We start from the raw sequence: 14,942 nt of genomic DNA on the forward strand, positions 1-14,942 counted from the left end.
GAGGGCTTAATAGGCAGGGGCGGGCACGGCGTCAAGCCCGTGCGGCATCAAAAATGAAAAAAGTGAGATTTTCCCGTTCCTGCCATGTTTCAAGCCGCAGCTGGCCAGCCACATGCAGCAGGGGGCAGCTGCGGTCTTCCAGCAGATCGGTGAAATGCTTGTCCCCGGCCCGGAAGACAAGCCCCTTGATGCGGCTGTAGCCATCTGCCCCCTGGAGGATGACCCGGAGCGTGTTGCCATCCTGCCCGATCCGGTCGGCCTTCACGCAGCGGACGTCCCGTATGGCCAGCAGAGGCTCGTCATTGGCGGGGCCGAAGGGGGCGAGCATGGCGATCTGTCGGGCCAGATCGGGTGTGGCTCCCCTGATGGTGATGACACCATCCAGCTGAAGGTCTTCCTGTGGGGGGAGATTCAGGGCCTCACTGAGGGCATCATCAAGCCGCTCATGCAGGGCAGCGCAGTTGTCTTCTGTCAGTGAGAAACCGGCTGCCATGGCATGGCCACCACCTGACAGCAGCAGGCCGGACTGGAGGGCATGAATGACGGCAGCACCAATATCCAGCCCGGTGACGGAACGGCCAGAGCCTTTCACCACACCATCATCCTGAAGGGCACCAACTAGAGCAGGCCGGTTGAAGCGTTCTTTCAGCCGCCCTGCCACGATGCCCACCACACCGGGATGCCAGTCACGGCCATGCAGGAAGATGACGGCGTGGCCATCGTCAATCTGTTTCTGGGCCAGTGTGACGGCGGCATCCAGAATATGGCTTTCCACGGTCTGGCGTTTCCGGTTGACCTCATCCAGTTCCTCGGCAATGAGGCGGGCTTCCGTCACCGACTGGCTGAGGAGCAGCTGCAATCCCTGCTCTGCCCTGGCAATACGTCCCCCGGCATTGATGCGTGGTCCAAGAGCAAAGCCGCAGCTCATGGCACTGGCATTTGCCTTGACACCAGCGACATGCGCCAGAGCGGCCAGACCGATCCGCTGGCGGCGGTTCATGACTTTCAGCCCCTGATGGACCAGCGCACGGTTGAGGTCCCGCAGAGGCATGACATCGCAGATGGTGGCCAGAGCGGTGAGGTCCAGCAGGGCCATGAGGTCCGGTGAAGGATGTGTCTCGAACCATCCCTGCTGGCGGAGAGTGCGCTGAAGGGCCACGACGGTCAGGAAGGCAACGGCCGTGGCGCAGAGATGGCCAAGTCCGGAGGTGCAGTCCAGCCGGTTGGGGTTGACGACCAGTCCTTTCGGCAGGCGTGTCCCGTCAGGCTTGTGATGGTCCAGCACGATCCGATCAGCCTGACCTTCAAAAGAGTCCAGAATGTCGACGGCCGCCGTGCCACAGTCCACACAGATGAGCAGGGTGGCTCCCTGGTCGATCAGGGACTGCAGGGCGGGCCTGTTGGGGCCGTATCCTTCTTTCAGACGGTCAGGGATATGTGTGAAGACCGTGCAGCCCATGGCGGTAAGCGTGGAGCTGAGCAGGGCCGTGCCGCAGGCTCCATCCACGTCATAATCGCCCAGAATCCCGATGGTTTCCTGTTTCTGCACGGCTGTAGCCAGTCGCAGGGCCGTTTCATCCATGTCCTTCAGGATGGAAGGGTTGGGCAAGGCCTCACGCAGACGGGGCTGGAGATAGGCCTCCACCGTTTCAGCCGTAATGCCACGGCCTGCCAGGATACGGGCCGCCAGTTCGGACATGTCCATTTTCTGGGCAAGGGCCAGAGCAAGGCGGTTGTCCGTTTCGGCCAGAACAGGATGCCGCCAGACCCAGCGGCGCAGTCCCGCACTCTGCTGGACATTGAGAACAGTGGTGGGAGCGGGGCGGGAAGAGGCTTCTGGAGGCATCAGGGCGGGGGTGTCAGGCCGTATGGGGGTCGAAGTGGTGGTAGGTTTCCATGTAGCGGATGGTGCCACTTTCCGAGCGCATCATGACGGAATGGGTGCGGATGTAACTGTCGGAAGGATATTCAATGCCCCGCAGCAGGTCTCCTGCTGTCACGCCCGTGGCACAGAAGAAGACCGGACCAGCCGCCATGTCCGTCAGGCTGAGGGCCTGCGTGGGATCAAGGTCAGGGCGGATCATGCCACGGGTGCGAGTGATCTGGGCTTCATCTTCAAAAAGGAGGCGGCCCTGCATCTGGCCGTTCATGCAGCGTATGGCGGCAGCGGCCAGAACACCTTCCGGTGCCCCGCCACTACCGGCGTAAATATCCACGCCGCTGCCGGGGAGGCAGGTGGCGATTACGGCCGCCACGTCGCCATCGCTGAGCAGCCGGACACGGGCACCGGCTTCCCGTGCCTTGGCCACCAGCTCTTCATGACGTTTCCGCTCCAGAGCGCAGAGGACCAGATCGCTGATATCGCATTTCTTGGCCCGTGCCAGACTGGCAAGGTTCTGGCCGATGGAATCGTCAATATTCACCACGCCTTCTGGCAGACCGGGGCCTACGGCAATTTTCTGCATGTAGATGTCAGGAGCGTGGAGAAAGCAGCCTTTCTGTGCCAGAGCCACGACCGTGATGGCATTGGGCAGGCTGCGGGCGCAGAGATTCGTGCCTTCCAGCGGGTCCACGGCAATGTCCATGTCCGGCCCGCCGCAGCCGACTTTTTCACCGATATAGAGCATGGGGGCTTCATCCATCTCCCCCTCGCCAATGGTGACGGTGCCGTTGATGGCCACCGTATCGAAGGCTTTCCGCATGGCCTCGACGGCGGCACCGTCCGCTGCATTCTTATCGCCCCGGCCTGTCCAACGGGCGGAGGCGATGGCGGCGGCCTCGGTCACACGGGCAAGGTCCAGCCCCAGATTGCGGCCCGTGACACGGTATTCATGAGGAACGTGATGATTCTGCTTTGCTGTCATGGGAGGTCTTCCACTTTCAGGGCCAGCGGGGTGTCCTGCACGGCAGACATTTCTTCAAGAAGTGGCAGAATACGGTTGATGTCTTCCAGAGTGACAGGTTCTGTCAGCAGAATGATCTGAGCGGCCCTGCCCTGTGGTGTGTGATGATGGGCCTGCCCTACGGCAATATTCTCATTGCCGAGGATGGTACGGAGTTCCTTCAGGGCCGTTTCTGCATCAACGCTGCCTGCCAGCGTGATGCGGAGATAGAAGCGGCTGACGAGCTTTTCCACCGGTTCGCAGGGGATAGGAGCCTGCTCATCCACACGGCCCCAGAGAGGCAGGCCGTGGCCACGGGCCAGGTCGATCACGTCGGCCATGACGGCATCAGCCGTGGGGCCTTCACCGGCACCCTGCCCGGAGATGGTGATGGGGCCGCTGAAGGGGCCTTCGGTTGTCAGGGCATTATAGACGCCATTGACCTGAGCCAGACCGGAGCGGGCCGGGATGAGGCAGGGCTGCACCCAGGCTTCCACACGGTCTTCCGGCAGGCGACGGGCCACGCCAAGCATCTTGATGACGTAGCCCAGCTTGCGGGCCTGATGGATGTCATCGGTCGTGATGCGCCGCATTCCGCTAACGGCCAGACTGTCGAACACGATCGGGCGGAAGGCGATGGCTGTCAGGATGCTGAGCTTGTGGGCGGCGTCCCATCCGTCAATATCGGCGGAAGGATCGGCCTCGGCATAGCCCTTGTCCTGTGCTTCTTTCAGCACGTCCTCAAAGGCACGGCCCGTTTCGGCCATCTCGGTGAGGATGAAGTTGCTTGTCCCGTTGAGGATGCCGCCCAGACGGGTCAGGGCATCAGCGGCCACGCCTTCCCGGACTACCTTGATGGCGGGGATGCCTCCAGCCACGGCAGCCTCGAACAGAAGCGGGGCCTTATGCTCATGGCTGAGATGGGCAAGCTCCTGAGCATGACGGGCCACCAGAGCCTTGTTTGCCGTCACGACGGCCTTGCCTGCTTTCAGGGCTTCGGTCACCAGCGTGCGGGCGGCTCCTTCGGCTCCGCCCATCAGTTCGACAACGACATCCACATCGGGATCATGCGCAAGGGCGGCAGGGTCGTCGTGCCAGCGCAGGCCGGAAAGATCGATCCCACGGTCCCGTGTCCGGTTGCGGGCACTGACAGCCACGACCTCGATGCTGCGGCCTGTGCGGTTGCGCAGCAGTGTACCATGCTGGCGGATCAGCCGGATGACCCCCGTGCCCACTGTCCCGAGGCCGGCAATGCCCAGCCGGAGCGGGGACGTGGCGGAGGATGAGGCAGTGTTGTGAGGCGCGGAAGTCATGGGAGGCTGGTTCCTGTCAGGCTGGGGCCATGCACGGGGCAGGGCCGGGTGTCATTATGGTTTGGAAGCGTTGTGCTGGTTCATGAAATTCTTGATGGAGCGTGTGGCCTGCCGGAGACGCTGGTTGTTCTCCACCAGACCGATACGGACAAATCCGTCCCCATGCTCACCAAAGCCCAGCCCTGGTGCCACGGCGACCTTGGCTTCCTTCAGCAGGAGCTTGGAGAAGCCGACGCTGCCCAGATGGGCGAACTGGGGTGGAATGGGTGCCCAGGCGAACATGGAGCCTTCTGGTGTGGGCACGTCCCACCCGGCAGCATGGAGGCCACGGATGAGCACGTCACGCCGGTCCCTGTAGAGCAGGCGCATGTTCTCGACATAATCCTGCGGGCCGTTCAGGGCGGCGGTGGCAGCGACCTGGACCGGGGTGAAAGCCCCATAGTCTAGATAGGACTTGATGCGTGTCAGGGCCTGGATGAGGCGGGGATTTCCGGCGGCAAAGCCGATACGCCAGCCCGCCATGGAGTAGGTCTTGGACATGGAGGTGAATTCCACCGCAATATCCTTTGCCCCCTCGATGGAGAGGATGGAGGGTGGGGGTTCATCGCCGAAATAGAGTTCCGAATAGGCAAGGTCGGACAGGACCCAGATGTTTTCTTTCTGGGCGAATTTGACAATTTCCTTATAGAACTCCTTCGAGGCCAGATAGGCGGTCGGGTTGGAGGGGAAATTGATGATGAGGGCTGTCGGCTTGGGGACGGAATGACGGACGGCCCGGTACAGGGCTTCCAGCATGGTATCATCCGGCGAGGCCGGGACGGAGCGGACGGAGGCTCCAGCAATGATGAAGCCGAACTGATGGATAGGGTAGGACGGGTTGGGCACCAGAATGGTGTCACCCGGGCTGGTGATGGCCGAGGCCAGATTGGCCAGCCCTTCCTTGGAGCCGAGCGTGGCGATGATTTCCGTTTCCGGGTCCAGCTTCACGCCGAAGCGGCGTTCATAATAGGCAGCTTGTGCCTTGCGGAGGCCAGGGATGCCTCGGCTGACGGAATAGCCATGCACACGGGGATTGCGCAGCGTTTCAGCCAGCTTGTCGATGACATGCTGGGGCGGGGGGCTGTCCGGGTTGCCCATGCCAAGGTCCACAATGTCTTCCCCGGCGGCCCGTGCGGCGGCCTTGGCTTTGTTGACTTCAGCAAAGACATAGGGCGGCAGGCGGCGAATCTTGTGGAACTCTTCAGTCATGACACTCAATCAATCAGCAGGACGGGAACCTCGACAGGCTCCCCGGAGAGGGGGTGTCCCGTTCATGCAGGTAATCTGCAGAAACGGGCACTCCATGTTTCATGAGGCAGGCAGGTCCGACAAGGGGCTTTCGCCATAAAAGGCAGAAAATTTACCCTTCTTTTTCATCTCATTCCCTGTCCGGCCCCTGAACGGACGGGCTGACAGGGCAGAGTCACTGTTCAGTGGGAGACGGTTTTTCCGGGTTTGATGTTCAGCTCATAGGAAACACGCACGCCATCGCCGATGGCTTCTCCGGTCAGGCGCATGTCGTCCTGGGAGACGCCAAGGGCAGTCAGATGCTGGGCAACGGCTCTGGCCCGCAGCAGGGCCAGACCGATCTCATGCGTCTGTTCGTCAGGGGAGAGGCCACTCTGGGCATTCAGCGTCGTACCAAATCCACGGATGAGCAGACGGTGATGGCGGCGTTGGGCCACGATCCGGCTGAATGTGTCGGTCTGGTCGCCATCCATATGGTCCGTATCCGGCTGGAAGCGGATCAGTGCTCCGTCCGGCGTGGCGGTGTCGAAATCCGGAATGACAGGCAGGATGCTGCGGGGAAGGCTGAAGCCGGGGAAGAGCAGGGGCCGGGGGGGCTTTCCGGGGTCTGGCAGATAGACGGGCAGGGCGTGGGAGACCGGCTGATAGATCAAGCCTGAATCACGGTCCGACGTGACGGATGGTCCGGCTGCACGGCCGGGGCCGCTGGCTGGTCCGTTGGCAGCAGGACCGGCACTCTGGCTGGCCAGCGTCATGGAACCGCCATTCTGGGGCTGGGGTGGTGGAGGATTGACCATCCCGATGGGCAGTGCCCCACCGGCAGCGGCAATGCGCTGCGAGTAGTTGCGGTCCTGCTCCAGCCGATTCGTGATGATGGCCCGGGCATCTTCGCTGGGGAATTCCGGCCTGGTGGTGGGGATGAGGGTGATTTTCGGTGCGGGCCGGTCATAACCGGGTGTCGGGGGGTGCAGCCGTTCGATCTCACCGCCCATGATGTCGTGGGCGACATCCCGTGTCGTGTCGATGGCATCACGGTGCTGGCAGCCCGTGGTGAAGACGGGAAGGGCCAGCAGGCAGGTGGTACCAAGCCTCATGAGGCGGGTGCGTCGTGCGGTGGAGGTGGAGCGGGGGGAACGGCTGGGAAGGCTGGGTGTCATGGTCCGGCGTGCAACGGGGGCGGAAGGGGCAGGGCCAAAACAGGAAAGCCCTGGAATGGAAGGGTGAAATGGCAGAATATGTGTCTCTTCCCCCGGACGCAATTCCCCATGGGGAAAGAAAGGGAGAAAAAGGGTCCTGATTTTATCATGAAAAACGATGAAAAAGCTGCATGAAAGAGCGTTTTTATGGCTTGGCAGAGAGGGCAAGCAGGGGCAGGATACGCACCATGATGACATATGATGAACGCCACACTCATAACACCGCCCGCATCAGGGCTTCTTCCCCTGCTGGAGGGGCTGTACGGCATGGTACGGCCGGAATGTATCCCGTCATGGAAGATGAGCCGGAAGAGGCTGCTGCCGATGACAGGAAGGCCGGTCCCGCTCCGGAGGTGGAGCGTCACCTTTTTGAACAGCGCAAGGTGCTGATCTTTGGTGGGGTGAATGACCGGATGGCCCGTGACATCACGGGGCGGCTGCTGGCTCTGGCCGGGGAATCGGACAGGCCGATTGATGTTTACGTCAATTCTCCCGGTGGCCATGTGGAAAGTGGCGATACCATCCATGACATGATCCGCTTTGTGGATTCCGTTGCGCCTGTCAACATGATCGGCACAGGCTGGGTGGCTTCTGCCGGTGCGCTGATTTTTGCGGCGGGTCGTCCGGAGCGGCGTCTGTGTCTTCCCAATACCCGGTTCCTGCTGCACCAGCCGATGGGCGGCGTGCGGGGACCGGCGACCGATATTGATATCGAGGCCCGCGAGATCATCAAGATGCGCGAACGCCTGAACAGGCTTTTTGCGCGGGAAACAGGACAGCCTTACGAGAAAGTGGCCCGGGATACGGACCGCAATTACTGGATGTCGGCGAAAGAAGCGGTGGCGTACGGGCTTGTGAACCGCATCGTTTCGTCGGCAGCCGATCTCGAACAGGGCTGACCTAGTAAGGAAAAGGAGCCTTATCGTGAGCGATGCACGTAAAGCAGCCGGGAAAAGCTCTCTGGCAGATATTTATTCCCATCTGCCGGACAGTCCTTCAGAGAAAACTCTGGAGCAGGTGGATTATGATGCCCGTCACTGGAGCAGCCCCGTCAAGGGACCGCTGAAGCCGGGGACAACGGAGCACAAGAAGGCCATGGCCGACATGTTCCGTGAGACCTTCAATCCTTACAAGCCGTCTGTCATTCCCTGGCCGAAGCTGGACCCGGAGACGCTGCATCGCATCACCTCCCTGCCGATCTGGGACATTGCCGTGCAGACCGAGGGCAAGGCCCGCCTGCGCATGGCGGCCTATGCCGACATGCTGGATGATCCGGACGTGAAGGACGCCATTGCCCGCAATGCGTGGGAAGAGAACCGCCATAAGGAAGTTCTGGCCCGCATGGTGGAGCATTACGGCATCCCGCTGGCCCCGGAGGACCCGTATATTGAGCCACGGGACACGGAATGGGCCTATCTGGTCACGGGCTTCTCCGAGTGCTGGGACAGTTTCTTTGCCTTCGGGCTGTTCTCACTGGCCGAGAAGGCCGGTCTGTTCCCGATGGAACTGATTGAGACCTTTGAGCCGGTGATGCAGGAAGAATGCCGTCACATTCTGCTGTTTGCCAATTGGCTGGCCTATCATCGTGCCGTCATGCCGCTCTGGCGTCGTCCGTGGTTTGAGATGCGGGTGATCGGTGTCCTGTTCTTCCTGCTCTATGAGCGTCTGAGCCTTGTCCGCAGCTTTGATGACAATGGCGTGGAGCATACGCAGGACAATAACTTCACCGTGACTGGTGCGCAGAGCATGACGGACAAGCAGGTGGATTTTGTCGAGCTGATGGAGCTGTGCCTCAAGGAGAACGAGCGTCGCTTCGCTGGCTATGACCCCCGTCTCCTGCGTCCGCAGATGGCTCCGTTTGCAGCCCGCATGGCTCTGGGTGGTGTCAGGCTCTGGCGTCGCCTGCGTGGGCGCAAGGGTGCCGACGCACAGCAGGCTGCCTGAATGTCCCCAGCCTCTGGCGGCTGGACAGGAAAAAACCCCGCTCCGTGTAGTACGGAGCGGGGTTTTTCATGGTCACCGTCCCCGTAGGAGGGACGGTGATTCCGGGGCTATCAGCTTTTGCGCTTGCCAGTCCCGGTGCTGTTGCTGCTGTTCAGGGGCAGTTCATCGGCTGTCTCATCAGGGCTGGCATCATCATCGGCTGATTCACCGACCATCATGTCCTCGGCAATGATCCCGGCACCCTGACGCACCTTCTTTTCGATCTCATCGGCCATTTCCGGGTGTTCACGCAGATACTGTTTGGCGTTCTCACGGCCCTGCCCGATGCGGGTGCTGTCGTAGGAGAACCATGCGCCGGATTTCTCCACCACATTGGCCTTCACGCCGAGGTCCAGCAGCTCGCCCATCTTGCTGACGCCTTCGCCATACATGATGTCGAACTCGACCTGTCGGAAGGGCGGAGCCATCTTGTTCTTGACGACCTTCACCCGGGTCTGGTTGCCCACGACCTCGTCCTTGTCCTTCACGGAGCCGATGCGGCGGATGTCCAGACGGATGGAGGCGTAGAATTTCAGGGCATTGCCACCCGTCGTGGTTTCCGGATTGCCGAACATCACGCCGATTTTCATGCGGATCTGGTTCAGGAAGATGATGGTTGTGTTGGAGCGGGACACGGAACCGGTCAGCTTCCGCAGGGCCTGGCTCATCAGGCGGGCATGGAGGCCGACATGGCTGTCGCCCATGTCGCCTTCCAGCTCGGCCTTGGGAACGAGGGCCGCCACGGAATCCACGACCAGAATGTCGATGGCTCCGGAGCGGACGAGCGTGTCGGCGATTTCCAGAGCCTGCTCACCGGCATCCGGCTGGCTGAGCAGCAGGTTGTCGATGTCCACACCCAGCTTGCGGGCATAGATGGGGTCCAGCGCATGTTCAGCATCGATGAAGGCTGCCGTGCCGCCCTTTTTCTGGGCTTCCGCCACGGCGTGGAGGGCCAGAGTGGTCTTGCCGGAACTTTCCGGCCCGTAAATCTCGATGATGCGGCCCCGGGGCAGGCCACCAATGCCCAGCCCGATATCCAGCCCCAGAGAGCCGGTGGAAATGACGTCCACCTGCTCTTTGGGACGTTGGCCCAGACGCATGATGGACCCCTTGCCGAAGGAGCGTTCAATCTGGCTGAGTGCGCCTTCCAGAGCTTTGCTTTTTTCTGCGTTCTTGTCTGCGGACATGGAGACCTCGTGACTGTCATGCCCCGGATGTCGGGGCAGGGGAAAATGGGACAGACATGGCGTCTGCCCCATCGGGTGGCGATCAGAACGGCACCGGACAGGGCTTCAGCCTGTCTGATGCAGGTGTCATTTTGATGATCTGCGGGCGACGGTCCGGGCACTCAGGCCTGACCCGTTGGGTGCGGCCCGTCCCGTGCACTGGTTATCAGAGCATATGATGCTGTTGAGCTGTCCTGTCCCCGTGGAGGCCGTGACAGGCTGCCCCTGTGTGAGCTGTTTCAGCGTGTCGGCGACAATCTGGGCGGCATCATTCTGCCCGGAAGCGGAGAGGATGGCCTGCATCCTGCTGCGGGGGGCATCCAGGAAGGCGGCACTGAGAAGCGGACCGGGGTAATAGCGGGGTGCGCCTGCCAGGATGACGCCCGTGCTGCCTGCCAGACGGCCCGTTCCGAACAGGTTGTTCTCTGTCAGGGCGCAGGCGACGCTCAGCCCATGCCCATCCCTCACGACGAAGGAGGTGGACGCAGGCAGCGGCGGCAGGCCGCTGGCGTCACTCCTGCCGGAGGCCATGAAAATCTGCCCTTCCTGAAGGGTCTTCTGGCCGGTGTGACGCCATGCACTGATGACATTTTCAGCCCGCAGCCCCTGACGGAAGGCAACGGCACTGCCCAGCCCGCCATCAGCCGGCGGGGCAAGGAAGCTGAGGCGGTACGGACCGCTTGTGAAATGCAGGGCCGAGGTTTCACCCGGCAGGGAGCGGCGCAGGTCATCCCGTGTCAGGGAGGCTCCGGCCTGGTTGGCCTGTGTCACGAACACGTCGGAGAGGGCACCCGTATAGAGGTCACCCACGCCAACCAGCTTCAGGCGGGAGAGGAAGGAGGTCAGGCGGGGCTGGGTCAGCTGGTCACCTTCGGTCATGCCCACGCCCGTGCCATTCTTGCTGAAGAGGGATTTCATTCCTTCATTGGAGAAGAGCGGCCCCTGGACGGCGGCAATATCCGCCGCAAGCTGGTGGCTGACGGTGATCCCCTGCTGCCCGAGGATAATGGCCGGATCAATCGTGTCGCCCAGCTGGACGGAGCCGTAACGGAGATTGAGCACGAACATGCCGCGGGCTGTCATGGGGACGGCAGCAGGCCGGTCTCCACCGGCACCCGTGCCATCAACAGGCAGGAAGGAGATGCTTTCGGCAGGCTGGCCGGGGCGGGAGATCAGACAGGCCCCGCCGCCGCCCAGTGATGCACGGGAAGGCAGCGTGACGGAGAGGGCAAAGGCGGTAGCCGTGGCGGCATCAGCCGCATTGCCACCACGGGCGAGGACGTCACGGCCGATCAGGGCGGCCTGTGGTTCGTCCGCCACCACGATGCCCGTATTGTTCCTTGCGGCTGGTGTTGTCGGTCCGAACAGATGATGCTTGAGGCTTCTGCCACCGGAACAGGCCACCAGGCTGGTACCCAGAAGGCTCAGGGATGCCAGCAGGCCAAGCCTGCGTGCCCACCGGGGGGCGGGTCTGTCAGACAGGCAGGGATGATGAGGGGTCTGGCTGTCATGCTTTACCACGGTGGCAGCTCTCCAGTGTTTCAGGTCACAACAAGGCTATATGATAGGGGGCGGGACGCCGCAGATATGCCCCATGCTCAGGATCATAGCGTTAAACCGCCGGGGATGGGAGGGCAAGTCTGCATCTGGTGGTTTTAACCGCTCCTTCATGCTTCATCTGTAAGGCTGGGGACAGGCTGCCAGTGTTCCCTCCGGGATGACGGGGCTTCAAAAAAGGGCCGGTTTGCTGTTTAACGGGGCAGGTCACTGGAGCTTTCCTTCCTGCATGAGCCGTGTAGAGTGTAAAGCTTCCGGGGTCTTCAACTGCATCATCAATTCCATGGAGGGCACGGCCATGAAGAAGCGTGTAAACTCATTGTCTCTGGCACTGCTGGCCGGTCTTTCCGCAGTGGGGCTGCTGTCCTCCGGTCCGGCTCATGCGGCGGATGAGGCGGTTTTCAATGCAAAGCAGCGGGCAGCGATCGTTCAGATCGTCCGGGATGCGCTGAAGACTGATCCGAGCATCCTGTCCGATGCCATCCAGTCCATCCGCCAGCAGGCAAGTTCCCAGCAGGAGGCTCATGTGAAGGCCGCCGTGCGGGCCAACTGGCAGGCTCTTTCCACGGCACCGTCCTATGCGGTGCGGGGCAATCCGCAGGGGCAGGTCACGGTCGTGGAGTTTCTGGACCCGCGCTGCACCTACTGCCGCCATATGGCCCCGGTGGTGGATCAGTTCCTTGCCCGCCATCCGGATGTCCGGCTGGTGGAGAAGGTCATTCCCGTTCTGGGGGATGCCAGCCTGCTGGACGCCCAGGCCATCTATGCGGCGGCGTTTCAGGGCCAGTATGACGCCATGCGCCGCCGTCTGATGGATGAAACGGCCAAGCCCGGCATGGAGCATCTCCGTGACGTGGCGAAGAGCCTGAAGCTGGATGTGGCCCGGTTCGAGAAGGACATGAAGGGACCGGCCGTCATGGCCCTTCTGACAGCCAATCTTGGTCAGGCCCAGAGTGTGGGCGTGCAGGGGACGCCGACCTTCCTGTTCGGTCAGGCTGCCGTGGCTCCGGGTGCGCTGGGCATGGAGCAGATGGAGCAGTTTCTTGAGGCAGCCCGGAAAGGCTGACCCTCGCCTGCGGGTGGAGGATTGAGATGATGACCCTTGCGGAGCAGCTGGCCGTCTGGCAGGCCATGCGTCCTTCTCCCTCATGGAGACGCCCCCTGCTGATGGGGATTGTCAATGTCACGCCGGATTCCTTCTCGGATGGCGGGCAGTTCTTCACCCCGGAGGCCGCCCTGAAACAGGCCCGTACGCTCCTGCTGGAGGGGGCGGACCTGCTGGATGTTGGTGCGGAATCAACGAGGCCGGGTTTTACCCCCGTGGAAGCGGATGAGGAGTGGCGGCGTCTGGAGCCGGTTCTGACCCCGCTGGCCAGAGAAGGGGCTGTCCTGTCCGTGGATACGACAAAGGCTTCCGTGGCCCGGAGGGCACTGGTGGCCGGGGTGCAGATGGTCAATGACGTATGGGGGTTGCAGGCCGATCCCGACATGGCTTCCGTCGTGGCATCTGCCGGTGCCATCGTGGCCGTGATGCATAACCGGGAAGTGGTCGATGTCAGCATCGACCTCTGGGATGACTGGCGGCGGTTTTTTGACCGGTCCCTGAAGCTGGCCGACCGGGCTGGCATCGCCCGGGGGGCCATCCTGCTGGACCCCGGCATCGGGTTTGGCAAGACGGTGATGCAGAATCTCTGGGCCGTGCAGAACATGCGCCGTCTGGAGGCCTATTACGACCGGCCCGTCCTGCTCGGTGCGTCCCGGAAATCCATGTTCGGCAGATTGCTGGGGCGGGAGGTGCATGACCGCCTGCCGGCGACACTGGCGGTCAATCTTTATGGGGCAACACAGGGGGCCTGCATGGTGCGGGTGCATGACGTGCAGGCACACAGGGACATGATGGACATGACGGCCCTGCTGGCCGTGAACGGGATGGTGAAGGGAGAAACGGAGTGATAACGCCAGCCCTGACCCGTGTGCGGGTGCATGATCTCTGCCTGTTCGGCCATCATGGCGTGCATGAGGAAGAGAAACGTCTTGGCCAGCGTTTCTATGTGTCTCTGGAGGTGCAGGCTGATCTTTCAGCAGCGATTGCCGGGGATGATTACACGCAGGCTGTCTGTTACGGGCAGCTCTGCCAGAGTGCCGAACGGGTTTTCCAGGCCGAGCCATGCAGGCTGATTGAAACGCTGGCCGGGCGGATCTGTGCGGCCGTGCTGGTGGACTGTCCCGCCGTGGAGGATGTGTCTGTCACGGTGCGCAAGCCTTCGGCACCTGTGCCACATGTGGTGGAGGATGTGTCCGTCACGGTGACGCAGCGGCGGGAGCATCGGGTCGGGTTTTCACTGGGAGCCAATCTGGGCGAACGTGAAGCCGTCCTGCGGGCTGCCGTGGAGGCTCTGGGCCATCAGCCGGGGCTGGAGATTGATGCCGTTTCGTCCCTTTACGACAGTGCCCCGTGGGGTGTGGAAGATCAGCCGCCTTTCGTGAACATCGCCGCTCTCGGGCGGACGACCCTGTCCCCGCAGGCCGTGCTGGGTCTCTGCAAGGAGATTGAACGGTTGCTGGGCCGTGTGCCGGGGCGACGCTGGGGTGAGCGGGCGGTGGACATTGACCTTCTCTTTCATGGGGCGACTGTGGTGAAACATCCGCTTCTGGCACTTCCCCATCCGCATCTTTTTGAGCGGGCTTTCGTGCTGGAACCCCTTGCCGAGCTGGACTCGGAGCTTGAGATTGCTGGACGTTCCGTTACGGAAGCGTTAGCAGGGTTGGACCGTATAGCTGGGGATGTCACACGGCGCAGGCCGGGGCAGGGTGGATGAAGTTGAGGGGATGCTGAATGTCAGCCAGCAAAACAGGGATTCCGGAGACACAGGCTCCGACGCCGGAGGGAGCCGCAGGGGCCATCACCCGGCCAGAGGATGCCATCAGCCGTATTGCCGGCGGTGTGCGGGAGCTTCTCCTGGCCATCGGGGAAGACCCGTCCCGTGAAGGGCTGAGGGATACGCCGGACCGTGTGGCCAAGATGTATCTGGAGATTTTCTCCGGTCTTTATGAAGACCCCCGGGATCATCTGAAAAAGCAGTTCAGTGCCGACCAGCATGGCGGCATGGTGCTGGTGAAGGACATCCGCTTTCAGTCTACCTGCGAGCATCATCTTCTGCCGGTTCTGGGGCGTGCCCATGTGGCGTATCTGCCGGAGGGAGGCCGTCTGACAGGGCTGAGCAAACTGGCCCGTGTCGTGGAGGGCTATGCCCGCCGCCCGCAGCTTCAGGAGCGTCTGACAGACCAGATCGTGCAGGCGATGGTGGAGGTGCTGGAGCCGAAAGCCGTTCTGGTCGTGGTGGAAGCCGAGCATATGTGCATGAGTCTGCGGGGTGTCCGCAGTCCCGGTGCCACGACCGTGACGACAGGCTCTTATGGCCTCTGGGCCGATGATGCGCAGGCCCGTCAGGAAGTCATGGCCCTGATGCGGGACTGATCTTTACCATCCGGGGAGGG

Annotated in this window: 14 protein-coding genes; 7 read left to right on the forward strand and 7 right to left on the reverse strand. The window is 62.1% G+C overall.

What is annotated here, in order from left to right:
• Nucleotides 1–31: 31 nt before the first annotated feature.
• From recJ to NQF87_RS03585, 5 genes are all read right to left on the reverse strand, one after another.
• Nucleotides 32–1,846 (reverse strand): single-stranded-DNA-specific exonuclease RecJ, encoded by a 1,815-nt coding sequence (recJ, locus tag NQF87_RS03565; protein ID WP_266127063.1) that lies wholly within the window; start codon nucleotides 1,844–1,846, stop codon nucleotides 32–34.
• Between the two features lie 13 nt (nucleotides 1,847–1,859).
• Nucleotides 1,860–2,864, reverse strand: a complete 1,005-nt coding sequence (gene glpX, locus NQF87_RS03570; RefSeq protein ID WP_266127064.1) for a class II fructose-bisphosphatase — start codon at nucleotides 2,862–2,864, stop codon at nucleotides 1,860–1,862.
• Nucleotides 2,861–4,195 carry a homoserine dehydrogenase gene (locus NQF87_RS03575; RefSeq protein ID WP_266127065.1) on the reverse strand — a complete coding sequence of 445 codons (1,335 nt, stop codon included), beginning with the start codon at nucleotides 4,193–4,195 and terminating at the stop codon, nucleotides 2,861–2,863. The genes glpX and NQF87_RS03575 overlap by 4 nt, the downstream gene beginning before the upstream one ends.
• A gap of 54 nt (nucleotides 4,196–4,249) precedes the next feature.
• Complete coding sequence (locus tag NQF87_RS03580) at nucleotides 4,250–5,443, reverse strand: LL-diaminopimelate aminotransferase (protein WP_266127066.1); 1,194 nt, start codon at nucleotides 5,441–5,443, stop codon at nucleotides 4,250–4,252.
• A 221-nt stretch (nucleotides 5,444–5,664) separates the two neighbouring features.
• Nucleotides 5,665–6,639: a hypothetical protein gene (locus tag NQF87_RS03585; RefSeq protein ID WP_266127067.1), complete on the reverse strand. Its 975-nt coding sequence runs from the start codon at nucleotides 6,637–6,639 to the stop codon at nucleotides 5,665–5,667.
• A 320-nt stretch (nucleotides 6,640–6,959) separates the two neighbouring features.
• On the opposite strand from NQF87_RS03585, the gene NQF87_RS03590 reads away from it, so the two are divergent.
• Both NQF87_RS03590 and NQF87_RS03595 read left to right on the forward strand, forming a co-directional pair.
• Complete coding sequence (locus NQF87_RS03590; protein ID WP_407652003.1) at nucleotides 6,960–7,577, forward strand: ATP-dependent Clp protease proteolytic subunit; 618 nt, start codon at nucleotides 6,960–6,962, stop codon at nucleotides 7,575–7,577.
• 25 nt (nucleotides 7,578–7,602) lie between these two features.
• Nucleotides 7,603–8,622, forward strand: coding sequence for a ferritin-like domain-containing protein (locus NQF87_RS03595; RefSeq protein ID WP_266127068.1), 1,020 nt, complete (start codon nucleotides 7,603–7,605; stop codon nucleotides 8,620–8,622).
• 110 nt (nucleotides 8,623–8,732) lie between these two features.
• On the opposite strand, the gene recA is transcribed toward NQF87_RS03595, so the two are convergent.
• The gene (gene recA, locus NQF87_RS03600) at nucleotides 8,733–9,848 is read right to left on the reverse strand and encodes a recombinase RecA (protein ID WP_266127069.1); all 1,116 of its coding nucleotides are present in this window, start codon (nucleotides 9,846–9,848) and stop codon (nucleotides 8,733–8,735) included.
• Nucleotides 9,849–9,857: 9 nt separating this feature from the next.
• Here recA and NQF87_RS03605 point away from each other — a divergent pair, with 9 nt between their 5' ends.
• Nucleotides 9,858–9,983 carry a hypothetical protein gene (locus NQF87_RS03605; RefSeq protein ID WP_266127070.1) on the forward strand — a complete coding sequence of 42 codons (126 nt, stop codon included), beginning with the start codon at nucleotides 9,858–9,860 and terminating at the stop codon, nucleotides 9,981–9,983.
• Here the strand turns inward: NQF87_RS03605 and NQF87_RS03610 are convergent.
• Nucleotides 9,975–11,408: a gamma-glutamyltransferase gene (locus NQF87_RS03610; RefSeq protein WP_266127071.1), complete on the reverse strand. Its 1,434-nt coding sequence runs from the start codon at nucleotides 11,406–11,408 to the stop codon at nucleotides 9,975–9,977. The two genes, NQF87_RS03605 and NQF87_RS03610, sit on opposite strands and share 9 nt — an antisense overlap.
• A 265-nt stretch (nucleotides 11,409–11,673) precedes the next feature.
• Here NQF87_RS03610 and NQF87_RS03615 point away from each other — a divergent pair, with 265 nt between their 5' ends.
• The 4 genes from NQF87_RS03615 to folE are packed head-to-tail and all read left to right on the forward strand — an operon-like array spanning nucleotide 11,674 to nucleotide 14,922.
• Nucleotides 11,674–12,510 carry a DsbA family protein gene (locus NQF87_RS03615; protein ID WP_266127072.1) on the forward strand — a complete coding sequence of 279 codons (837 nt, stop codon included), beginning with the start codon at nucleotides 11,674–11,676 and terminating at the stop codon, nucleotides 12,508–12,510.
• A gap of 26 nt (nucleotides 12,511–12,536) precedes the next feature.
• Nucleotides 12,537–13,397, forward strand: coding sequence for a dihydropteroate synthase (folP, locus tag NQF87_RS03620; protein ID WP_266127073.1), 861 nt, complete (start codon nucleotides 12,537–12,539; stop codon nucleotides 13,395–13,397).
• Nucleotides 13,394–14,263: a 2-amino-4-hydroxy-6-hydroxymethyldihydropteridine diphosphokinase gene (gene folK / locus NQF87_RS03625; RefSeq protein ID WP_266127074.1), complete on the forward strand. Its 870-nt coding sequence runs from the start codon at nucleotides 13,394–13,396 to the stop codon at nucleotides 14,261–14,263. The genes folP and folK overlap by 4 nt, the downstream gene beginning before the upstream one ends.
• Nucleotides 14,264–14,280: 17 nt before the next feature.
• On the forward strand, nucleotides 14,281–14,922 hold the full coding sequence (gene folE, locus NQF87_RS03630) for a GTP cyclohydrolase I FolE (protein WP_266127075.1): 642 nt from the start codon (nucleotides 14,281–14,283) through the stop codon (nucleotides 14,920–14,922).
• The last annotated feature ends 20 nt before the right edge of the window (nucleotides 14,923–14,942 follow it).

Source organism: Bombella dulcis, assembly GCF_026385505.1.
GTDB lineage: Bacteria > Pseudomonadota > Alphaproteobacteria > Acetobacterales > Acetobacteraceae > Bombella > Bombella dulcis.